This window comes from Bradyrhizobium erythrophlei, assembly GCF_900129425.1.
In the GTDB taxonomy this organism is placed as follows: domain Bacteria; phylum Pseudomonadota; class Alphaproteobacteria; order Rhizobiales; family Xanthobacteraceae; genus Bradyrhizobium; species Bradyrhizobium erythrophlei_C.
On sequence record NZ_LT670817.1, the window covers coordinates 4959982 to 4981332 of the forward strand.

At 54.0% G+C, this 21351-nt stretch carries 21 protein-coding genes; 6 read left to right on the forward strand and 15 right to left on the reverse strand.

Features of this window, described 5'->3' with window-relative positions; all coding sequences use genetic code 11:
- Window positions 1-30: 30 nt before the first annotated feature.
- The 5 genes from B5527_RS23740 to rfbA all read right to left on the reverse strand — a co-directional run bounded on the left by B5527_RS23740 (window position 31) and on the right by rfbA (window position 7086).
- Complete coding sequence (locus B5527_RS23740; protein WP_079603708.1) at window positions 31-1194, reverse strand: nodulation protein NodZ; 1164 nt, start codon at window positions 1192-1194, stop codon at window positions 31-33.
- A gap of 82 nt (window positions 1195-1276) precedes the next feature.
- Window positions 1277-2287 carry a glycosyltransferase family 4 protein gene (locus B5527_RS23745; protein WP_154072477.1) on the reverse strand — a complete coding sequence of 337 codons (1011 nt, stop codon included), beginning with the start codon at window positions 2285-2287 and terminating at the stop codon, window positions 1277-1279.
- An 853-nt stretch (window positions 2288-3140) separates the two neighbouring features.
- Complete coding sequence (locus B5527_RS23750; protein ID WP_079607455.1) at window positions 3141-4121, reverse strand: glycosyltransferase family 2 protein; 981 nt, start codon at window positions 4119-4121, stop codon at window positions 3141-3143.
- Window positions 4122-5082: 961 nt separating this feature from the next.
- The gene (gene rfbB / locus B5527_RS23760) at window positions 5083-6180 is read right to left on the reverse strand and encodes a dTDP-glucose 4,6-dehydratase (RefSeq protein ID WP_079603710.1); all 1098 of its coding nucleotides are present in this window, start codon (window positions 6178-6180) and stop codon (window positions 5083-5085) included.
- A gap of 21 nt (window positions 6181-6201) precedes the next feature.
- A complete protein-coding gene (gene rfbA, locus B5527_RS23765; RefSeq protein ID WP_079603711.1) occupies window positions 6202-7086 on the reverse strand; it encodes a glucose-1-phosphate thymidylyltransferase RfbA in 885 nt (294 codons plus the stop codon).
- A gap of 102 nt (window positions 7087-7188) precedes the next feature.
- Between rfbA and rfbC the strand changes: the two genes are divergently transcribed.
- Window positions 7189-7743: a dTDP-4-dehydrorhamnose 3,5-epimerase gene (gene rfbC / locus B5527_RS23770; protein WP_079603712.1), complete on the forward strand. Its 555-nt coding sequence runs from the start codon at window positions 7189-7191 to the stop codon at window positions 7741-7743.
- Window positions 7740-8666 (forward strand): dTDP-4-dehydrorhamnose reductase, encoded by a 927-nt coding sequence (gene rfbD / locus B5527_RS23775; protein ID WP_338065025.1) that lies wholly within the window; start codon window positions 7740-7742, stop codon window positions 8664-8666. The genes rfbC and rfbD overlap by 4 nt, the downstream gene beginning before the upstream one ends.
- Window positions 8667-9006: 340 nt before the next feature.
- On the opposite strand, the gene B5527_RS23780 is transcribed toward rfbD, so the two are convergent.
- Together B5527_RS23780 and B5527_RS23785 are read right to left on the reverse strand one after the other, a co-directional pair.
- Window positions 9007-9456: an H-NS histone family protein gene (locus B5527_RS23780; RefSeq protein ID WP_338065026.1), complete on the reverse strand. Its 450-nt coding sequence runs from the start codon at window positions 9454-9456 to the stop codon at window positions 9007-9009.
- A gap of 390 nt (window positions 9457-9846) precedes the next feature.
- Window positions 9847-11304 carry an undecaprenyl-phosphate glucose phosphotransferase gene (locus B5527_RS23785; protein WP_079603713.1) on the reverse strand — a complete coding sequence of 486 codons (1458 nt, stop codon included), beginning with the start codon at window positions 11302-11304 and terminating at the stop codon, window positions 9847-9849.
- A gap of 165 nt (window positions 11305-11469) precedes the next feature.
- On the opposite strand from B5527_RS23785, the gene B5527_RS23790 reads away from it, so the two are divergent.
- Complete coding sequence (locus B5527_RS23790) at window positions 11470-11733, forward strand: hypothetical protein (protein WP_079603714.1); 264 nt, start codon at window positions 11470-11472, stop codon at window positions 11731-11733.
- A gap of 552 nt (window positions 11734-12285) precedes the next feature.
- Here B5527_RS23790 and B5527_RS23795 read toward each other — a convergent pair.
- The 5 genes from B5527_RS23795 to B5527_RS23815 all read right to left on the reverse strand — a co-directional run bounded on the left by B5527_RS23795 (window position 12286) and on the right by B5527_RS23815 (window position 16215).
- Window positions 12286-12534, reverse strand: coding sequence for a hypothetical protein (locus B5527_RS23795; RefSeq protein ID WP_154072478.1), 249 nt, complete (start codon window positions 12532-12534; stop codon window positions 12286-12288).
- A gap of 369 nt (window positions 12535-12903) precedes the next feature.
- Window positions 12904-13107, reverse strand: coding sequence for a hypothetical protein (locus B5527_RS23800; RefSeq protein ID WP_154072479.1), 204 nt, complete (start codon window positions 13105-13107; stop codon window positions 12904-12906).
- 850 nt (window positions 13108-13957) lie between these two features.
- A complete protein-coding gene (gene xrt, locus B5527_RS23805) occupies window positions 13958-14881 on the reverse strand; it encodes an exosortase (RefSeq protein ID WP_079603717.1) in 924 nt (307 codons plus the stop codon).
- 127 nt (window positions 14882-15008) lie between these two features.
- Window positions 15009-15245: an XrtV sorting system accessory protein gene (locus tag B5527_RS47395; RefSeq protein WP_079603718.1), complete on the reverse strand. Its 237-nt coding sequence runs from the start codon at window positions 15243-15245 to the stop codon at window positions 15009-15011.
- Window positions 15246-15315: 70 nt separating this feature from the next.
- Window positions 15316-16215 (reverse strand): hypothetical protein, encoded by a 900-nt coding sequence (locus B5527_RS23815; protein ID WP_154072480.1) that lies wholly within the window; start codon window positions 16213-16215, stop codon window positions 15316-15318.
- 254 nt (window positions 16216-16469) lie between these two features.
- Here B5527_RS23815 and epsI point away from each other — a divergent pair, with 254 nt between their 5' ends.
- Window positions 16470-17171 (forward strand): exosortase-associated protein EpsI, B-type, encoded by a 702-nt coding sequence (epsI, locus tag B5527_RS23820; protein WP_079603719.1) that lies wholly within the window; start codon window positions 16470-16472, stop codon window positions 17169-17171.
- Window positions 17172-17210: 39 nt separating this feature from the next.
- Here epsI and B5527_RS23825 read toward each other — a convergent pair whose 3' ends face one another.
- On the reverse strand, window positions 17211-17543 hold the full coding sequence (locus tag B5527_RS23825; RefSeq protein WP_079603720.1) for a hypothetical protein: 333 nt from the start codon (window positions 17541-17543) through the stop codon (window positions 17211-17213).
- 212 nt (window positions 17544-17755) lie between these two features.
- On the opposite strand from B5527_RS23825, the gene B5527_RS46550 reads away from it, so the two are divergent.
- Window positions 17756-18079 (forward strand): hypothetical protein, encoded by a 324-nt coding sequence (locus B5527_RS46550; RefSeq protein ID WP_245332233.1) that lies wholly within the window; start codon window positions 17756-17758, stop codon window positions 18077-18079.
- 182 nt (window positions 18080-18261) lie between these two features.
- Here B5527_RS46550 and B5527_RS23840 read toward each other — a convergent pair whose 3' ends face one another.
- On the reverse strand, window positions 18262-19500 hold the full coding sequence (locus B5527_RS23840; protein WP_079603723.1) for a glycosyltransferase family 4 protein: 1239 nt from the start codon (window positions 19498-19500) through the stop codon (window positions 18262-18264).
- A gap of 348 nt (window positions 19501-19848) precedes the next feature.
- Between B5527_RS23840 and B5527_RS23845 the strand changes: the two genes are divergently transcribed.
- Window positions 19849-20523, forward strand: a complete 675-nt coding sequence (locus B5527_RS23845; RefSeq protein ID WP_245332234.1) for a trypsin-like peptidase domain-containing protein — start codon at window positions 19849-19851, stop codon at window positions 20521-20523.
- 10 nt (window positions 20524-20533) lie between these two features.
- Here B5527_RS23845 and B5527_RS23850 read toward each other — a convergent pair whose 3' ends face one another.
- Window positions 20534-21340: a CpsD/CapB family tyrosine-protein kinase gene (locus B5527_RS23850; protein ID WP_079603724.1), complete on the reverse strand. Its 807-nt coding sequence runs from the start codon at window positions 21338-21340 to the stop codon at window positions 20534-20536.
- Window positions 21341-21351 lie beyond the last annotated feature (11 nt).

Here is a 21351-nt window from a genome sequence, read left to right on the forward strand (position 1 = left end):
ACATCTATGGGGAGCAAAATCTTCCTACTACTACGATCCAAAGGACGATAACGGGCGGCCTATTTGTGAATAGCTATTGCTCATTCGTTCCACCATTCTCGAAATTAGTCGGTTGATCAAAGTTGGCTTGAGCCTTACCAGACGATTTTCATCCAGGCTGGTTCTAGCGAGCAGTGAAAACCCGCTGTCCATAAAGACCAGCCCAGAGCAGCGTCGCATAAGTTCCAGCTCAACAAACATATCAAACACAATGTCATCTGAAATCGTGCCGCCGCGGATACCATTGCTGTCCTGACGCACAGAAGCAGCATTGATCTGGTGAAGTGGTCCTTCGCCCCTTTTGACCTCTCGTTTCGGTTTAGCAACGATTGTCGGCAGAAATTCACGCATTATCTCGACGATGTGCCCCGCGTCACTAAAGAGAATTGGGACAGCGTTGGGGATTGCAAGACCGCGGAACGCTTCTGCGACCGTGCGACAAAATCGGCGCTCATATTTGGCCTGGCCACGACCTCCGATGAGAGATCGCGGCATGTTATCTGAAAACTTGCCGGAAACGCCCCGGTTGTAAACGTCGTTGCGAGCATTGATCGTCAATTGCTTTATAAGCGCAACGGGCCCTAACCAATAGGCCGCTCGCGACCCGAGGTTTTCGCCGTTACCGTGTCGAATGTGAATGGCAATAGCAGGCGCCTTTCCAATGTGAGCGTCCCAAAATTGCTGTGCTCCGTCGGCGATCGGTTCGACTGGCGTCAAATCTTGCAAAAATATTTGGACTGCCTCTCGTGGAGGTGGCGGATCAAGCCATTGATTGAGAACAATCGTCGGCTCTAATGGATCAGTCCCGGAAGTTATTAGTTTGTTGGCTTGAGCGATTTCTGCGAGGTCGTGGTGCAGGTGGCTTGGACTGGCAAGTGCGGACGGCGTCCATTTCGTAGGCCAAACTGGCATTGGATAATTGAGAGCGCCAACACTGTTGTCAGCGATGACTTCCACACCTCCGATATTATGTCGCGCGCTGAAATAGGAAAAGAAACAATTGCTTTCCATCGATGGGTCCGGGTTGAACCTCGACCCTCGCCAATCCACGACAAGAGTTCTGTTTGTCCGCTTGGCGAGCCACCAGACTCCGACCAAGCACGACAAATGATCCCCAATACCTCCATAGCAATGGCGCGCTACGACATATCGCATGAAACCTACAGGCGCCTTTTTAGGGAGGGAAAGATCAAACAAATCATTGGCAATCCGGTTATTTTAGCCATGCACACTTTCACTAGCGGCGCTCCATCCGCAACAGCGCCATTTGCTGCAAGAAATGCTGCGCAATGTTTTCCTCGGTGCATTGAGCCGTTGCAAAGCGGAGGCTATTTTTCTCCAGCGACTGACGCAAGGAGTCGTCGAGCCACAGCCGCGCGATCGCTTGGACGAGGTCCGACGTCGATGCGACCGGCACCGTTAATGCGTTTTCACCGTCCTTGACATAGTCCGCAATACCAGTGGAAGCAGTAACGATCATTGTCCTGCCAAGATGCATCGCGGCCACGATGGTAACGTGTCCACACGGCACCTCCGAGCTATTCAGTGGAAGCACCATGAAGCGGGACTCAAAAAGAACATTTATCGTGGCTTCAAGAGAAAGATTGATGTGTACGGTTACGTTCGCGGGAACCACCATGCCTTCAAGGCTTGATGGACGGACGACGAGCACGAACGGAATATCAGGCAATAGCCGCGCCGCTTCGATTAAAGTGCCATAGTCTCGTGCGTTGCCTCCAATCGCTGAGACGTAGCCAATTGGCCGACTTGAGGCGCCGCCAGTCGCTGGCCTTCGAACACCCCAGTGAACAAAGCTGAAGCGACTTTCGGGAATATGAAATTTCAGCGCGTAGACGGTTATCTCGATCTTGGAAAAGACAACGAAGCGATCTACGCGACTTAGCCCGATCGAAAAAATTTGAGTTTTCAGCGAATTGGGAAGCTCAACGAAATTGAAGGAGTGCGCCATAAGTGCGGACCGCAAGAAAATAACCCGCGCGAAAATACCGCACCAAGCTGCGAGTGTTGGACCATGGCTGACCAGGATCGCCGCATTTTTGCCCTTCGCTTTTAGGACCGCTTCGAGAGATCCACGCAAACGAGCAAGGTTAAGAAATTTGAACTGTCGTTCAACCCAATTGCGCGGACAGCAATCGATGAACTCGAAACGAACGTCTTTTTCGGAAAGATGGTCCGCAATCCAGCGCCAATTCGGATCGGAGATTTCCGAGCAGCAGACTATCAACAATATGGAAGTCTCTCTGCAAAAACATGAGGGTTAAATCGTCTGCCATGAGCTACAACATCGGAATGCCATTGGCAAACAGGTAGTCTTGAAGTGTACGGTCTTCGGGAACTCTAGTGAGCTTGCGGGTGTTGTGAGGCGACTTCAACCATTAACCTTTTGCGACAAGCACTTCGGCCGTGATTCTTGACGTGCGGTAATCGCAGACTTGATAAGGGTTTAATCAAGCATTAAGATAACATTGACACCGCAGTACAGTCCAGAATACTCAGCCAGGTGAACAATGGAAGTCAATTTTGCAGATCGTGAAGCTCTGCGGCACCAATTTACAAGCGCCAAACCGTTCCCTTTCATGAAAATAGAGAATTTCGTCGATCCGGACTTTGTAGCAGCTCGCAATCGCCATCTATAAACTGAATGAAAGAAACGTTTGGATTGATTTCCAGCAGGTGTTTGAAACCTGCATTGCGGGCGCGGGCCGCAGTGAAAGGCCTTGCTGCGTCGAGAGTTACAACTTGCACGCCCCCACCGCGAGCCCCATGATTCCGATCCGTCGGTCGATCCGGAATCGACATAAACTACTGTTGCGGATGAAGGCAGCGATTGGATGCATCGTCTCAAACGATCTCCTTCGTTGCGCCCGATTACAACTACTCCAAAATCAGTTTGGTGCTCGACGTTCACGTCGTGATCTCGATGGAATCGTCATTTTGCGCTGATTCAGAGCCGAGTCTGTTGATAGCCGGCATCTCCCGAAGACCCTGAGGGCGCCAGTTACGGCGGTGAGCGCGAAAGTAGTCACAAACACTTTGGAGCATCATAGATTTCTGCCTAATTTTAATCCAGATGGAGTTCGTTAACGTGTGGGGCGCAAGGCAAACCGTGTTGCGACGAGAACCTTAAGCATCGCTGACATGTGTTTGAGAGCCGAACTAGCTTCCCTGATTCTAAACGTTTTAAGCGTACGTTTGATAATGGATAGGACGTCCGCCAGCATCGACAGCGCGACGTTGGCAAGAACGCCGCTGACGCCAAAATACTTTCTAAAGTAAAGCAGCTCACTCTCGATCTGAAGCATCGAGATCTGGCGTCCGACCCTTGTTATCGCGCCATCGGTTTTTGCACTTTCGCCGCCGATGTGCACGACTTCCGTGAATGGATAGTAAATAACTTGCCAGCCTGCAGCGCGGACCGCGCGGCAGTGATCGACTTCTTCGTAATATAGAAAATAGCGGGGGTCGAATAAGCCAACCTCGCGAATGACCTCGGTTCGCGCGAGATAATAGCAACCGGGTACCCAATCACACTGCCGGACTGATGCGTGATCCCAGCTCATGTCATCCACGAGCCGGTGATTGGGAAACAATCGCGAAAGCCCTGATCTTTCCAGAAAAACATTCCATGGCGTTGGAAAATACCGGCAAGAGGGTTGCAACGCGCCGTCTCCTCCAACAAGCTTGACGCCGAGCACCCCGCATCGCGGATGATCGCTCATGAAGGCGACGGTCTTTTCGAGCGTATCGCTCGCCACAAAGGCGTCGGTATTGAGCAACAATATGTAACGGCCGCGAATGTGCGGAATGGCCTGGTTGTTTGCACGACCAAAGCCAACATTCATGGGATTTTTGATCAATGTAACGGATGGATATTTGTTTTCCAAAATTTCGATGGAGTTGTCCGTTGAGGCATTGTCAACGACAATAAATTCGATTCTGAGCGACGCTTTCGCAGCCTCCAAGGCGGCAAACATGCGGTCAAGCAGATACCCGGTGTTGTAGTTGATTACGACGACGGAGACTTCAGGCACGTCGTGTGAGCTGACTGGGTTTTCGATCATGGGAAGCATCTAATGGTAAAGGGAACGAGGGTTTCCGGGAGATAGCCTAGTTTGCGCCGACAGCAGTTCCTTGCGTCGCCACGTTTTTTGTCACGACCGCATTCGCGCCGATCTTGGCCAGTGCTGGTAGCGCCGGATCGTGCGTAACAGCTTCCGGCCCGGATCCCAGAATTGGCTGGGTTCTTCTCGTGTCCAATCCGGAATGCCGGGCTAATGGGTTGAGGATATTCCACCGCGTTTCCCATGAGCAGCCAAAACAGCCATTCGCTTTTTCAACTTCGGTCGGTCCTGATCCAGCGCGATGTTCTGACCCCAAGGAGCACCGCGCGATATAGGTTGAGTTTCCCCAGAAAATACCGACTAATCAATACAAATGCCTTCAGCGGCAGTATTTCGCGTCCGTATTGGCCCAGGCCAAGATGGGCGCTGATCAGGCTGATCACCAACGGGTATAGAGAAGCATTCGCCAGAGTGGCAATAGCTGCCACGAAAACCATTGCCGTTAACAATAACGCCAAGAGGGTGATCGGGGGAACGATTAGATCCAGGGCCGGCGTCAGCAGGTCCTTATTCCCCCCTCTCACTGCAAAAAACAACAGTGCCGGAGGTTTTGTGAGGATTAATCCGACGTGGCCCTGCTCCCAGCGGTGACGCTGTGTTTTTGAACCCTGCGCTGAGTTGGAGCGGCTTGTACATTAATGTCCCGTGCGTTTCAGCGATCTGAATTACGATCCCCTCAGAGATTACAGATTTTATTACCAATCAAAAAGATCGCCCGAAGGCGGTCTCTGTATTGCGTTTTAATTTTGATCAAGCTGCTGACAGCACCTTGCGCAGCCGCTATATTTGCGATGGTCACCACTGTCAGGCATTTATCATCTCGAATAGACTCGGCCGTCGCACGACCTAGGGTAACGAGCCCTGCTTGCCAACTAACGTCGCTAGCTGACGCTGGCTGAAGTCAGGTTTCGTTGAAATGCTGGGCCTGCGGCGCGGTGCCGCCTAACCCAATCCGACTGGCCTCGTAGCCCTTGCGCTGGATGGCCTGCCACCAGGCCTCGTTGGCGAGATACCATTTCACGGTCTGCTCAAGCCCCGACTCGAAGGTTTCCCGCGCGCCCCAGCCGAGCTCTCGCTCCAGCTTCGACGCATCGATGGCATAGCGGCGGTCATGTCCCGGGCGGTCCGCGACGAACGAGATCAGCCGCTTGCGGGGCCCCGATGGCTTAGGCTGCAGGCGGTCCAGCACGCTGCAGATCAGTTCCACCACGCGAAGATTGCTGCGCTCGTTGCGGCCGCCGACATTATAGGTCTCGCCGACCCGGCCATGTTCGAGCACGAGATGCAACGCCCGCGCGTGATCCTCCACATAGAGCCAGTCACGCACGTTCTGGCCGTCGCCATAGACCGGCAGGCGTTCTTCCTGCAGTCCTTTGATGATCATATGCGGGATCAGTTTTTCGGGAAAATGATACGGCCCGTAGTTGTTCGAACAGTTGGTGATGACAGCCGGCAACTCGTAGGTTTCAAACCATGCGCGGACGAGGTGGTCCGACGAGGCCTTGCTCGCGGAATACGGCGAATTCGGCGCATAGGGGCTTGTTTCGGTGAAAAGCCCTTCTGGTCCCAGCGAGCCGAACACTTCGTCGGTTGAGACGTGCAGAAAACGAAACGCCCTGCGCCGAGGCTCAGGCGTTTGCCTGAAGTGACGAAGCGCTTCCTGCAACAGCGTGAAGGTGCCGACGATGTTGGTTTGGACAAATTCGCCGGGGCCATCGATCGACCGATCGACATGGCTTTCGGCCGCAAGATGCATCACCGCTTGGGGCTGGTACCTTTCGAACAGTGTACGCAACGCCGGCGCGTTGCAGATGTCCTGCTTGGCAAGCATATAGCGTTCCGGCGTGGCCCGAGGAATGGAGTGAAGGTTCGAGGCGTAGGTTAGCTTATCGATATTGACGATGAACGCGTCCGTCTCATCGAGCAGGTGCCTGATGACAGCGGATCCGATGAAGCCCGCACCACCGGTGACGAAAATGGTTTTGCCATTGAAAGTCATGATCCCTACGCGCCCCCTGCTCTAGCCTGTCAGCGGCACGAACGAGTCGTAGACCGACTTGAGATATTCCCCATAGCTGCTCTTAGCGGAGCGTTGCATGATCCTGGCAAAATGCCCGAGTGAGATATGCCCAAATCGCAGCGCGATTTCTTCGGGACACGCGATCCGCAATCCCTGCCGCTGCTCCAGGATCTGGACGAAATGACTGGCCTCAACCAGCGAGGTGTGGGTCCCGGTGTCGAGCCAGGCAAATCCGCGGCCCATCACCTGGACATATAGATCGCCGCGCTCCATGTAAGCACGGTTGACATCCGTGATTTCGATCTCGCCACGAGGTGACGGTTTGATCGCCGCGGCAATATCGATGACATCGTTGTCATAAAAATACAGTCCGGTGACAGCGAGGTTTGATTTCGGTTTGCTTGGCTTTTCCTCAATCGAAAGGGCGCGCCCATCGCGGCCGAGCTCGACCACGCCATATTGTTCCGGCGTGGTGACAGCATATCCGAAGACCGTGGCGCCGGTTGTTCGCTTCGTGGCTTCCACAAGCAGCTCCGGCAGCCCATGGCCGTAAAAAATATTATCTCCGAGCACCAACGACACCGAGTCGCTGCCGATGAAGTCACGGCCGACGATGAAAGCGTCGGCCAGGCCCCGCGGCTGCGCTTGAGCTGCATAGCTGAACGACAGTCCCCATTCGGAGCCGTCGCCCAAAAGTCGCTCGAACAGCGGCTGGTCCTGCGGCGTCGATATGACCAGAATCTCGCGGATTCCGCTCAGCATCAACGTGGACAGCGGATAATAAATCATTGGCTTATCGAAAACCGGTAGCAACTGCTTGGAAACCACCGCGGTTACAGGATAAAGCCGGGATCCGGTCCCCCCGGCCAGAATAATGCCCTTCATGTCCCCTCTTTGCAAAACACGCAAAAAACTTAACAGATGTAGCGCCCTATACAAAACAAATGTGGTTTATTGGGTTAACCTGGCCAACGCAAATATGAGAACATGAACATCATTAAAACCCACATTCCGGATGTCGTCATCATCGAACCGAAGATTTTCGGCGACCCAAGAGGGTTCTTCCTCGAACAATTTCAGGTGCAGCGATATTCCGCCTTTGGCGCCGGAGGACCATTCGTCCAAGACAATATGTCTAGGTCGTCACAGGGCGTTCTGCGTGGCCTTCACCTCCAAAACCCAAATCCGCAGGGAAAATTGGTGAGTGTAATGCGTGGACGCGTTCTGGACGTCGCGGTCGACGTTCGCGTCGGCAGTCCAACCTTTGGGCGGCATGTGGCCGTTGAACTCGACGACGAGAATTTTAGACAGCTGTGGATTCCGCGAGGGTTTGCCCACGGGTTCACGGTTCTGTCGGAAAGCGCAGACTTTTTCTACAAGTGCGACGCGCTTTACAGTCCCTCTGATGAAATTACGATCCGCTGGGATGATCCTGACCTGAACATCGACTGGCGCACGCGGGCTCCGGCACTGTCCACGCGTGACAGTGCCGCACCGTTTCTGAAGGATATCCAGCGCCTGCCCCGCTACGAGCCGGCATGATGCGCATCCTGCTGACAGGCGTGAGCGGCCAGGTTGGACAGGCACTGCGAGAGCCCCTCAGCGCCTTCGGCACGGTCATAACCGCGGACCGAAGTACGCTCGATCTCAGCCGCCCGGACCACATCTCCACCGCGCTTGATTCGTTCTGCCCCGATCTGATGGTCAATCCCGCCGCCTACACTGCGGTCGATCAGGCCGAAGACGAGCGCGAGCTTGCGCATCGCGTCAACGCGGAGGCGCCAGGAGTCATGGCGCGGTGGGCAGCCCTGCATGGTGTCCCCATGGTGCATTTTTCGACCGATTACGTGTTCGATGGATCAGGCGATCGCCCGTGGCGCGAAGGCGATCCGACCGGGCCCCTCTCAGTCTATGGTGCCAGCAAGCTTGCCGGGGAGGCCGCGATACGCGACGCTGGCGGAAGCCATCTCATCATTCGCACCTCGTGGATTTTTGCCGCAACCGGCCGGAATTTCCTAACCACCATCGCGAGGCTGGCGCGCGAACGACCGGAACTTCGTATTGTCGCCGACCAATTTGGGGCCCCGACGTCGGCCCGATCGATTGCGGAGGGTCTGGTCGCGATGTTGAGCGGCTTAAGCACACGCGAGGACGAGACACTCGTCGAAATGATCGAGCAGAGATTTTACGAGGCCGATGGGCTCGTCCACATGTCGACCTCAGGTGAGACAACCTGGCATGGCTTTGCCGGCGCCATCGTAGGCGCACTCCGCGCGCGCGGCATTTCCCTTCCGGTCAAGGATCTTGTTGCGATCGAGACCGGCGATTTTCCGGCGAAGGCCACCAGGCCTCACAACTCCAGACTGGACATGGGCCGCCTGCAGGGCGTTTTCGGCATTCAGATGCCCAGTTGGCAGGATGCCCTCGCGCGTGAACTCGAAGACCTCGGTTCGGCATGGTCCTGATCGGTGCGCCTTTTTTCAAGGCGTTAGCTGTCGAACTGGAGAGGCACAAGTAGACGCGCTACTGTACCGCGTGGCCGATAAATTACTTGTTTTGGCAGCTTCGGGTGCACGTCTGGTACTGGCTGTCGCAGGAAGCAATGCAAGGGGCACCGAGCACCGTAGGACAGACGCGCTTGCACTGCGTGTTATCGCTTGAACAACTGGCAAGACATGCATCCGAAGACGCATCGGCGTAGCGCCGGCTAACGTTGCCGGCCGCCGCGGCGGCCGTCCCAACCAGCATGACCACAAGCAATCCACCCAGGACCCGCTTCAACACAACCTCCACGCTTGACCGCCGTTAGCTAACATTTTGCGCATCATTTTGTGTTGGCGCGCCCGGGTAGCCGATCGCGAAATCCTCTGGCTTATGACCCGTCTGGAGGGCTGCCACGAGCCACCGCGGTGTTTTTCCGCGACCAGACCACGTCTCGGACGGCTCGTGAGGATTTTGATATTTTGGATAGACGCGCGGATATTTCCGCCGCGGCGTGGGAGGCAATTCTTTCATATCATCAGAAAAGTTCAACGAAGGAGCCTCCCTGTCTCGGTGAAGCTGCTCTAGTCGCTTTTCAGCCTTGCGCTTTGCTGATGTCAGGCAAACTATCAAGGCCCGGCTGACCTCTTGATGAAGTTCCCACATCTCTTCGACGGACATGGTGTCTAAATTCACTTTGTTGGAGCCTAGTTTCATTTTCCTGGAGTCTAGATTCGTTTTCCTGAACTCTAAATTCATTTTCTTAGTTTGCAACTGTCGCCCCCCGAGCACCCTCGATTCGCTATTATCAATCTGAATGAAACGGTTATCAATTCTAATATCAATCCTAAATTGAAAAAATATATGGAAATCTAATTGCCAAACTCGGGGCCAGCGCCAATACGGCCTAGACCCTTGATTTCATAATGGAAATGTAAATCTAAGTGCCATTTGTCCGGGGTCAATAACGGATAGCTTCGGACAATTCGTGGCTGCCCGCGGGGCGCTAAAACGTTAGGCTGCAGCTTTTTTAGATGGAGCCCGACGCAAATCCTGACGGGGTCCGGAATTGGCCGTACCGCGGAAAGCTTGCCAGGCCTGGCAGTGCGTCTAGGATGCTCCTCGTTGCCGGAACGCAATCCGGATCCCGGCCCAAGGACGGAATCAATATGCGTTGCGCTTACGGATCACCTCAAAAGAGGTCTTGATCAAGATATGGAAATCAAGGAACAGGCTCCAGTTGTTGATGTACCAGAGATCGAGCTTGACGCGCCGCGCGATTTCCTCAACCGAAGGTGTGGCGCCGCGCGACCCGTTGCATTGCGCCCATCCCGTCAGGCCCGGCTTCACGTGATGCCGGAATGCATAGTCACTCACGATCTTCTGAAAGTGATCATCGTGGGCGAGCGCATGCGGCCTAGGACCGATCAAGGACATTTCGCCGCTCAAAACATTCACAAGCTGAGGGAGTTCATCGATGCTCGCGGACCGCAACAACCGCCCGATGGCGGTCACTCGCGGATCGTTGCGCATCGCCTGGGAAACAACCGCTCCATCTTCCTGAACCGACATAGTTCGGAACTTCAACATAACAAACTCTTGACCGTTGAAACCTTTCCGTCGCTGCCGAAAAATAACTGGACCGGGTCCATCTAATTTAATGGTGACGGCAGTTAAAACCATGACGGGCACCAGGAAAAACAGCGCCACCGAAGCAACCACGATATCCATCGCTCGTTTCGCAAACCGCTCTGCCCCGCTTAATGGAGCCCGCTGGACTTCAATCGCAAAGGCATGCTGTGACGCCGACGAGTATTGCGAGAGCGATCGGACGCGGGCGTCGGGGAGTAGCCTGGCGGAGACGGGCAGGACTTTTATCGAGTCGCGCACGAAATCGATTCTGTCAGTATCAGTCCAGGGAAACGCGAGTACGATCTCCCGGCAGTTGTTGGCCCGCACGAAATTGATTGCCGAATTTAACACCCGCTCGTCATTCGCTGCCCGTTCAACTGGGTCGTCGTTCCGGCTGAGCGTAAAGCGGCTGATCTGCGCCGTCCCAGAAAAAAAGAGCATATCCTGTGATTTTAGAGCCGCCACTTCGTCAAAGTCACCGACAAGCACGATATTTTTGCGGCCAAGGGAGCCGCGCGACATCGCCGACGCGACCGCGATCTTTGTCGACTTGCGCGCGCTCAGCAGACCGAAAGGCGCGAAAATATAAAACAAAATGAATGCGCCGCGTGAGTAGGCCACTCCGATCTTCAGAAGAAATGCAAAAAAAGCCAACAATAATCCGGTCGTAAACCAACAAACCAGAATATTGGCCGTTTCGACCCGCGGTTTCGCGCATTCAGGGAAGTCATAGTGGCCGCTCCCACTCATCCGTAGGATGTAGATAAAACTCGCGAGCAGGCCGACGGCCGCGTGCGGAATGATGTTCGGGATTTCGTTGCCGAGCGCGACCTGGAAGGCGATGCCGCCAAGGATGCTCGTGCTCAAGATGACGAACGCATCCGCAGTGGCCAGCAGATAGGGTACGAATTCACTCGAGAGCGACGAGAACTCGGTTAGCTGGTGCCCCGCGGTCCCGGACTTGCCGCCAAATTCAGACCCTAGCGACATAAAAACACGCCCACTCAACGTCTAATGGTCAGGAAGTACAGATCGGCTGTGGCCGCCAACGGCTATATTAACTCTTCGTTAATGCGCGCAACATAAAGTGATAAAGCGTGCGGCGCAACCTAAATTTGACTAGTCCACATTGGTAGGTCCGGAGCGCGTTTGGAAATGTTGCCACTTCTTGTCTGCGTTGCCGGCATTTTTCTCGGCCTCTATTTCAATGTGCTGGTATTGCTGCCCGTTTCCTTGATCGGAAGCGCGATATTCATCGATGTTAACTTGTCGTCGGGTGTCAGTTTTTATGCCGACATTGGCGATCTCTTAGTTCCGCTTATTTCAGGACAGGCCGGCTACATGCTGGGGATGTGCGGTCGAGAGACCTATGGACACATATTGGCGCGCTTTCACGCAGTCCAATCCAACCGAATTTAGTCCATGCTTCCCAAAGCGGCCCGTCTCCGCCGCAGCGTCCTGATTTACATGTCCTCTTTGCCTTTACTTTAGCATTTAATTGATGCGCCTCACAGGGCCGCGGCTTTTTTCTGGACGCGTCCGTGTGGCGGGTTGACGCCGATCTTGACTCTCGCGGCAGGATGCTTCTGGTCTACAGACGGAAAAGTTTGTATGGATTTGACACAAGACCAGTATTGGAAGAACGTCGGAGACTGACTTTTATGGTTAGAGCAGCCTTGTTTGCACTGGTTATCGGATCGGCAGGTTCGAGCGCGGTCGCTCTCCCGGCGCTGGCACCGGACCATTCGATTTCTCGGCCGGATCCCATCGTTGAGGTCAAGATCGTGTGTACCGAAGACGGACAGTGCAATCGTCCGCCGCGCCGGCGCCCTGTAGCACGCTGGGTGTACGGGGACGGCGCCTTTTTCGGCCCCGGTTCCTACTCGGGACCTGGCTATTATGGATCATCGGGAAGCCATTGGCGCTGGTTTCCCTTTTTCGGGTTTTGATACTGACAGGACCGCCACCGGATCACTTCCGGGCGTTCGACATTGGATTTGGAACCGGGATAAAGTCCCCCGTCCAACCGTCCGCCAAAAACCCTCGGAACATGAAAAATCCGCGGTCGGTGACCACGATATCGCCCTTCCGGAGAATGATGTCGGTGATCGCCGATTCTGAGGCCATATGATCGGCCTCGGCTTGGGTCGGACGCTTCCATTTGACCCGCCCGTGTTCCTGTCCTTCCGCCTCGAAGGAAGGCAACAGGAGGCAGGCCACGAGCAAACACTCCAGCAGCCTCATATAAAGCCCTGCGTGACCTGCGGCGCTCCTGGCGAAGCCAAGGCACCTCAACGTGTTGCAGGACGGGTTGTCGATCAAGCTCAATAGCCTCGCCGAGATCGCGCCTAAAAGTTGTGGCTTTTTGGAACAGACAGGCTGGGGTCAAAATCTGCGGCGCGCCAACCTCGAGCAGCACGAGAAAACTCACCCGATCACAGTGCCCCCAGTTTAATCGGCAGGCCTCGTAACGTCCCCCACTAGGTGGGGAACTGAACGCTATACAGATTCGACCCCCTGCCCTTGACCAAGGATGCATCCGAGCACGCATATTTGGTCATGCTACACTTCTTGGCAGATGGGACCGGCTCAGCGACAATCGATAACGCGTTGATCTGGCAACGCCCTTGTACTCAGCAGACCTTTGTCTTGTTCTAACTCCTGAACCTGCCGGCGTAGCCGAACCAGTTCCGTGTAGCGTTGCACGATATTGGCTGCAGCGACACTCTTCAATTTCGCCCGCTTCTTGAATTTCGAGCGCCCGACGGATGCCATTGGGCGAACACTCTTCATCAATACCCCCTGTTCAATTTCTGGACCGATTTGGCCTCCGGTCCTTGCTGAGCAAAATGCGTGCCGTTCTTAGTCAAGCTTGGTCGAATAGCGCCTTCGACGTAATACGTTCAGGACGTCAATTAGCATTTGTTGCTTGTCTAATTAAAGTGGTTCCTTAACGGTTCCGTGACCAGAAACTCAGCGTCGGCCGATTCTTCGCCCCGTGTAGGCCTGCCTGGGCGATATCAGCACAACCCCGTCCCACGGCGCCATGCGAGCAACGGACCTCCGGGTCCAATGCCACGCATACATGTCGCGTCAGACGGGCTGACTGAAAATTTCCGAGATAGTCCGACGCAGCACCGGGCGGCCATAGTAGAGGACGCCAAACGCCAGCCGGCCTGTCTTCCGGGCCTGACTATCCGGGTTGGTCATGTCGATCGATGGCGATCCAGGTGGTACCCGGCGCAACTTTCTTTTCGCGCTGCACAACGAGTCGTCGTGTCGCTTTTCAATCGACCTATTCAATTCGACCCCCTGTTGCAGGCCTTCTCAGCTTCGTGATTGCCCTTCAAGGCTACGAGACCCGCAATCGCCATCGTTACCCAAAAGGACGATAGCTGCTCGCCAGCCCACGGCATGATCGGCGATTCGGTCGAGCGCGGATTCAAGCGAGGGCGGCACCCGCGAGAGCGCCAGAGTCCAGGAATGGCACAGGTGATACGCCCATAGCGGGCGAACGAACTGGGTCCGGCCGCACCCAGCAATTATTGTTAGCTGAACCCGCGTCGATACGATCTTTTTCCGCAAGAACGATCCGCTTGCCGCCAATTGACACCGTATGAAAATATCAAGCCGAAATCGGGATCTAGATGTTTGGGATCCGATTCAAGCTTGGATTGGCGTGATGCCACCAGACTGCGCGCCCGACGGCACCAACCACACCCAGCAAACCATCCAGGGTAAAAAGCAGCGTTATTGCGAAAACAAATAACGCGATACCTGTGAGATCGTGTAACGCCCCATCCACCAGTTCGATGCCCCCATAATGAGCGATCAAGACCAGCATAAGAACACGGAGAAAGTTGGCCACGATCGTAATCGGGATTATAGCGGTTAGCAGTATTACGGAACGCAGTTTTGATTTCCACCGGAAGGCATACACATAAAACATTCCGATTGCAGAAAGTGCAAAGATGGAATTCATCCCAGCACAGGCGTCCTGCATGAGCAGCTGAAAAGGCCCTATCATGATGACGACGCCGTTCTGCGCGACCGGATAGCCAGCGGCGTAGAGAACTCTTGTGACCCAATCCGAGATGTATACCTTCAACGGAACTGTCGCGCCATCAACCATCCAGCCCGGAGCGGGAACAGTAAAAAACAAAAACCCAATCGGGAACGCAAGGATTTTTAATACTTTCCACCCTGACAGCATGAGTATGCAACCGGTAATGACCGGCAATTCGGATAAGACTTCCACCGATATCAAATCTTGCGTACGCGCCATAAAAAGCATGGCCAACCCGACAAGGAACACGGCCCAGCCGACGACCGGTACCGGCACGATCTCAGTTTTTGCTAACTGGTTTCGACTTGCCCATACAAGCCAAAGAGACGCAGCAATAATCAGGGGGCCGTGACCTTCCTGCTCGGTTTGCCAAGGCCCTTGAGCCAGATGGATGAAGGTGGGGATATACGCGACAAGGGTCGCAAGTAATAACAATACGTAACAAGCTGCCCCTCGTATCGAGTGGGACGTCCTAGCCGCAAGAACATAAGATTGCGTCATTTTCTCATCTCAGCTTGCAAACTTGTCTAATCATTGGCGATCATCAATGTCAGAATACGTTGAAGGTGTCGAATATTATTGACCACTGCAGTCAATAGTCACAATCGGAAATAGAGGTGTCTACAAGCTACGGATCGACTCTCGGCTTGCTAAAAGACAGCCAGCCAAAAACCATCGCCGCGATAACAAGGATATATCCGAGGCCCACGTAACCCCTGTTTCCCAACTGATTTGCGGTCGCAATTGCAATTCCAGATAATATGTACCGCAATAGCGTAGGCGTGTCCCGCTCCGTAAATCGAAAGAAAGCGACGACCAATACGATAAAGCAGATGACGGTGAGTGCATCAAAAAAGGTGGTCATCCGCTATCGCAACCAAAGTTCAATATTATGATCTACTGCTAAACGGTCTCTCGAATGAGACGGCTCGCATTTAATTGGTGACATTGGGTAACTCTGAGTGCTCGCCCATAATTTTCGCATATTCGCCCTCGTACTTTGCTTCCGCACTAGCAGTGAGATTCGTCAAAGAAGCTTGCGCTCTCGCGAGATCCTGTTGTTGCAACTGGCGCGCAAGGGCAATAGCTGCATCCCCTTCGAGGGGATGAAACTCCTCTCCTTTGATACTTAAAAACACCCCATTTTGGCCGGATCGGACAAAAATGATGTCGCCCGGCTTCTTATCCTGGATTGACCTGAACAATTCGTCCGGGACTTCGGAAGTGCTCAGGCTTGCCGACGACCTGGTGTGAGCGATGCCCAAGTCGGTTAACCGCTGTTCGACTTTCTCAATAGAGGGTGAATCTTTCATGGACTCAACTAACGATTGATCTGCGGATCCCGCGGCGAGGGAGATCTGCTCGATGGCGAGAATCTTTCTCTTGGCGAATTTAAGCGGATGATCGACTATATATTTTTCAGTATCCGCCACGGTAATCGCGCTAGCTTGTCTGGACAACTCGCGCATTGCAAAGGCCTTGGCCAAAACTTGCTCTCGGGATCTGAGAACGTCCAAAAGAACGGTTGGTTCGCGATCCAACTTTGCGTCCAATGATTTTTGCAGCAAATATTTTCGCGCCACTAACTCGCCAAGCACCCGCTTGACCATAGCGTCGTCATGTTTTCGGTCGGCCGCAACGTTGTTCCAACGCAGCTCAGTATCAAGTTCTTGCGTGGAAACCACTTGGTCGCCAACCCGTGCAACGATCTGACTATTGCTTGCGGCAGACGTACCTTCGCTTTTTTTACTGCAACCAAACGATGCAAGGCTGGCGATTGCGCAAACCGCCAACCTGCGACCGATCCGAACACCTGACTGCTGTTTGAAACGCATCTCAACCTCACTTTGGGCAACCAGGTAAGCCTGCGAGGCGAAACGCCATTCCGGCTAACCTGGCAAGAGCAAAAACTTTACTATCGCTAGAGGCGAGTGCTGGCAATATAGCCAAGGTTTAAGCCCCTCCGGTTCGTTACATGTTCTGGGCTGCCTTGTTAAATAGCTGTTTTGACGTATACTGGCAATTTGTACGAACGATTAACCTTAAATGGTCGAATTGATGTTTCAGCCGTTTTACGTTGGAAGAGGCAATGAAGACAAATCAGGTCCACAGTATTCTCGCCGCAGCGGCGATTTTGACGACTGCGGTTTGCGCCGACATTTTCGTGCCTCGCCAGTTGATGGCGAGCGCAAATCCTTCATTGAATTTGGAAACGATGATCCCTCAAGAGTTCGGAAAATGGAAATATCGTCCAACGTTAGGTCTCATTACACCAACCGAACCGGGATATGTCGAGAGCAAGGAGCTTGCGGCGAGGATTTACGGTCAGGAGATCGGCCGAACGTACGTCGACAATGAAGGACATAGCGTGATGTTTCTTGTCGCGTATGGTCCAGTACAGGATTACCGACTGAAAGCTCACCGTCCCGAAGTCTGTTACACCGCGCAGGGCTTTCGAGTTTGGGACAAAACAGAACACCGCCTCGCAATCAACAAGGATTCGTCGACACTTGCGGTGTCGCGGTTGATAACTCAGCGCGAGACTCGATATGAGCCCGTTAGCTACTGGATGCGCGTGGGAAATGATGTTTCGACGGGCATCTTCGACAATCAGATACTGCGACTAAAATATGGACTAAAGGGTCTCATACCCGACGGTGCATTAGTCCGCGTCTCGACGGTCGGCTTGCCCGCCGAGCAATCGTTCGCGCTCCAGGATGAATTTATAAGAGACTTGTTGGGCTCGATTACACCCGAGGCCCAGCGGTTTCTGATTGGCGGAAGCACCTGACCATCAATTCTTCAGCTCGCTTCGTTTTTGTCGCTTTGATCATGGCGCGATGTCCTCTATGTCCAAGCGGTTGGTAAATTTGATAAGACGCATTTTCAGGTTCCTGGCTTTCGCGATGCCGTGGGCGGCTTCCATCACGCTTTCCAGCCGCTCAGCATCGGCGGCGATCAACGGGGCGTATTCACCGGTCAGTAGCTTTGCCTGAGCGACAACTTCTTGACCGGCATTGTCGATGTAGGTCACGAGCCAAAGCTGATGGAGACGCTGGATACCGTCAGGCGAAGTCAACTTGAAATCAATTTGGTGTCGATCGGTCGACAAACAGAGAGCTACAGCCAAACCCAGCGTCCCAAGATGTGGGATAATGCTCATTGCTTTACCCTTTTCGAAAACTTGACCGTGGTTTCAATGCTGGATCAAGGCGGCCTACTCCGCTACATCACGCCAGTGAGGCGGCCTTGCCGAGCTGTTGTTTTATGAGTTAAATGTTCCGCGGCTAATTCCAAAAGCTGCCGAGCGGTTTTGGTGTCCGGGACCTGTTTTGCAAGACGGCAGCACTGCTCGCTATTCAACAAGAGATCACCGTGGTCTTCAGTTTTTTGCCTCAGCATTTGGTCCATGATGGCAATTTAACAGGGATGCCGTTGTGCTGTCGATCCGGCCTTGACTTGTTGGGCGGTTCATTTTGGGGCTTTAGCGAAATGTGCAACGAGAAAGACCCATTCCGCGACGCTGAGGTTCGAGAAGCAATTGACCTGCGTTGGACCCTCCGGGACATCAGGGCGAAGCGCTGGAAACTGTCCCCGATCAATCCGTTGCATTTAGAAAAACTGATATCGCTGGGCCTGGTCGAGATGCGAAACGATGATCCGGTACTCACGAACGCCGGACTGGACACCATTCCCTGACTGCGTGCCGGTCCGCAAGAGCGTCCAGCACCGGCGCCGTGACGTTGCCGGACGCGATCTGGTCCGGCCATCGTGCGCATCCCTCGCCGCCGCCGGCTATGATCCACCGCTTGATCAAATAACTGAGGCTTTGGTTGCGCCAAATCCTCGTCGCTCTCCCGGTTGCAACCCGGTACGGTCCTTTAAGCAGGTTTGATGGCTAGATCGTATAGCTCGAGAATGCGATCGATTTTCTTTTCCCAGTCAAAATACAGCCTGGCCCTTCGATAGCCAGCCTCACCGAGTTGATGGCGTAGGTCAGAGGAATCGGCCAGCATCATGATTGCTGAGGCAAACCCTGCTACCAAACCTTCGCGCGAGTTTGGTGCTACCAATACACCACAAGAACTATCGAGATAGTCAAGCGGGCCTCCCCACGCGGTCGCGATCACGGGTAAACCCATGGCCATTGCTTCCAGGACGACGGCACCACCGGACTCGAACAAGCTGGGCAATACCAGCACATCCGCAGCATCCAAGCGGCGAGCACAATCCGCTTGATTCATCCAACCTGAGAACTTGGCAATCGCCTTCAAACCCATGTCATGCGACAGTTTCTCCCAGACCGGGCGCATCGGTCCGTCGCCGATAATTTCGAGAGACAGCCGAGGGTCACTGCCCAGTTGCTGGATCGCCTCGAAGACGATCTCGATTGCCTTCCAATCCACCAACCTTCCGACGAAGATCATCCTTAGCTGCCGGTCGGGGGCGCCCCGAATCTCGCTCCGGCGCCATACCCTAAAATCCACTCCATTCTCCACGAGATCGATCACTGAGCTCCTTATGCCATGAGGCAGGGCTTTTCGAGTTCGTGTATTCGCAACCAGGAGAAGGCGAGCGCGCCGCTTGCCGGGAAGTGCGAGATTGAGAAAGCTCGCCAAACCACGACCGAGCGCGACAGCGATACGAGAAAGCCTGCCCTCTTCCCGACGAAATGCCGGCGGATATTCCATGCCGCCGTTCATCGGACCAAAAATAACAGGCAATCCAAAACCGTAGAGCAGTGATGGAGATTTTGGTGATACTGGGATCGGAACGTGTATCACGTCGAAAGCATGTAACTTCGATAACTTTCGGACCAAGCGACGCTGAGCGATCTGCGTGGTCAACTGGATGATAAACCCGGTTGTCACTTCCGCGACGCGCCGGGGAAGACAATTTCCGAACCGAAATACGATCTTGTGGAGGAAGGTGTCTTTTACATAATGTAGACGATCAAGGTCCTTGATAAATTGCGTCGTGAGCTCTGATCTATTCCTTTCGTGCACCAACAATCTAACATCGATGTTCCTGGTCCGAAGCAAACGAAAATAGTTGAAGGGAAGGAAGGCCTCTCCGCCAAATTGGCTCGAGGCATTGTCGGCAACAATCAGTACCCTCATAGGGATTTACTATGCTTCAATGAACGCAAGATCAGATAATCAGGGAGCGAAATCAGAGGTGAGTATAGCATCTGCGCTCACTAAGGTTTTCTGGAATGTCATTGAGCCATCGAAATAACTCAACCTCAGAGCTTGAGTACTCTAACGCAAAGATTGGCTCTTGCAAGCCGCCGTATCCTGGCGTGAATGGAGTAAAATCTTGCAAGTTGCGCTCGCAATCGTGCATTTTTGGAAATAGGTCTACACATGCGCGGCCATTAGTGCAGGTGGCGGGAGGCCGCTTCTTTTGGAACGAGACCAACCTTGGGAATGCGTCGCCCCCTACCAGAATGTCCCTCGATATTGAAGGTGGACGGATATCAATATTTCCTAACGCTTTTGGCAGCGGCGTTTCTTTTCGCGATCTTTTTACGACCTTCATACGCGGACCAACAGGACGAAACATTCCTCGTTTATGCAGTAAATATTGACATGCCCTCGTGGCGGGGGAACGGGATTTATCTTGGAAAAGGTCTGTTTCTCACGGCGGCTCACGTTGTTGGCCGAGGCTGGTTGACAAGGCCGAAAATTGTTATCGGAGGCCAAAAGTATCCCACTCGCGTCGTCAAAGAAGGCTCTCCTGGCGGCACTGACCTGACGCTGCTTGCCGTGGAGGAAAGCGTCCTCCCCATGCGCCTGCGATTGAGGAGAAATCCGCTATGTACCGCACCGCCCCGACCCGGCCAGGAAGTGGTCACCGTCGTGCCCGAAGCCGTTGTGCATTCCCACATTATCTCGCCACAGCGACTCCCACAGGACCTTCGAAAGCTCACCTCAGTGATCGGCGATGTCGCCACAACCGGTAATTCAGGATCCGGCGTCTTCGACGCACGGCAAAAATGCCTGCTCGGGATAATAAGCCAGAAGATCTCCCAGTCTCGAACCCGGGCCGACACTGGCGAGGTCGAAGTTCATGATATTGCAAAATACTTCGTTCCAGCCTCGGCTATTGTTAGTTTCATGCCCCCTGAATTCCGTTTCTAGACTGGGCCCCTCAATAATAGGCGTGGTAGTCATCCGCAATGTCCGTGACTTTGTTCACGACGACGCGGACCAGATTGGATTGCTTCAGGTGCTTCTGGCATTCCTTGATGTCCGCCACGGATGTTGTACCAACACCGGTGACGAGTATCACGGCGTCCATTCGTGGCAGAATTGAAATAACATCATCGCCGATCAGCATTGGCGGCAGATCGAAAATCACAGTTCGTGACCGGAAGTCCCTTTTGATCGTCTGAAGCAAGGTAGCCATTGTTTGCGAGGCCATCCATTCGGACGATGTCGACGCCGCAACTTCGCCGGGGAGGACCAATAATTTGCTAGGACCGATGCTGGCTTCGATCAAGGCCGAACCCAGCGTCCTGCGTTCCTCGAGGACGCCCACAATCCCCGGATCGCTTTCCAGTCCAAGATAGTTTGCAACCATCGGTTTGCGCATATCCATATCAACCAGCAGGACGGATCTCTCCGGCAGCCGGGCAACGCTCATCGCAAGGTTGCAGGACGTAACTGTCTTGCCGCATGCGACTGTTGGGGAGGTGACAGCCAGGAATTGCCAGCTGTTCTGGTCCATCTCCTGCAGGACCTGCGCCCGCAACATATCATAATAGCGTCCGTTCGGGGTGCCGACACCATGTGCAACGATCCGTGTCTGCTCAAGATCAGCCTCGCTTAGTCGAACCTGCCGGAATTGTGGGTCATGCAGGCCCGGCCGAGCAGGATCGGGCACACTAACCGCCGCCCGCCTCGCCCCGCCTTCAGTGGCTCTTGCGAGATCAATCGCCTGCTTGATCGAGTCCACAATCGTTCTCC

Bases quoted from the DNA above. Each gene is read 5' to 3' on its own strand.
- B5527_RS23825 (WP_079603720.1), bottom strand. From the start codon at position 17,543: ATGAGCATTATCCCACATCTTGGGACGCTGGGTTTGGCTGTAGCTCTC.
- B5527_RS23815 (WP_154072480.1), bottom strand. From the start codon at position 16,215: ATGCGTTTCAAACAGCAGTCAGGTGTTCGGATCGGTCGCAGGTTGGCG.
- B5527_RS23740 (WP_079603708.1), bottom strand. From the start codon at position 1,194: ATGCGATATGTCGTAGCGCGCCATTGCTATGGAGGTATTGGGGATCAT.
- B5527_RS47395 (WP_079603718.1), bottom strand. From the start codon at position 15,245: ATGACCACCTTTTTTGATGCACTCACCGTCATCTGCTTTATCGTATTG.
- B5527_RS23750 (WP_079607455.1), bottom strand. From the start codon at position 4,121: ATGATCGAAAACCCAGTCAGCTCACACGACGTGCCTGAAGTCTCCGTC.
- B5527_RS23785 (WP_079603713.1), bottom strand. From the start codon at position 11,304: ATGTCGCTAGGGTCTGAATTTGGCGGCAAGTCCGGGACCGCGGGGCAC.
- rfbB (WP_079603710.1), bottom strand. From the start codon at position 6,180: ATGACTTTCAATGGCAAAACCATTTTCGTCACCGGTGGTGCGGGCTTC.
- B5527_RS23790 (WP_079603714.1), top strand. From the start codon at position 11,470: ATGTTGCCACTTCTTGTCTGCGTTGCCGGCATTTTTCTCGGCCTCTAT.
- rfbD (WP_338065025.1), top strand. From the start codon at position 7,740: ATGATGCGCATCCTGCTGACAGGCGTGAGCGGCCAGGTTGGACAGGCA.
- rfbA (WP_079603711.1), bottom strand. From the start codon at position 7,086: ATGAAGGGCATTATTCTGGCCGGGGGGACCGGATCCCGGCTTTATCCT.
- rfbC (WP_079603712.1), top strand. From the start codon at position 7,189: ATGAACATCATTAAAACCCACATTCCGGATGTCGTCATCATCGAACCG.
- B5527_RS23800 (WP_154072479.1), bottom strand. From the start codon at position 13,107: ATGAAGAGTGTTCGCCCAATGGCATCCGTCGGGCGCTCGAAATTCAAG.
- B5527_RS23840 (WP_079603723.1), bottom strand. From the start codon at position 19,500: ATGAGGGTACTGATTGTTGCCGACAATGCCTCGAGCCAATTTGGCGGA.
- epsI (WP_079603719.1), top strand. From the start codon at position 16,470: ATGAAGACAAATCAGGTCCACAGTATTCTCGCCGCAGCGGCGATTTTG.
- xrt (WP_079603717.1), bottom strand. From the start codon at position 14,881: ATGACGCAATCTTATGTTCTTGCGGCTAGGACGTCCCACTCGATACGA.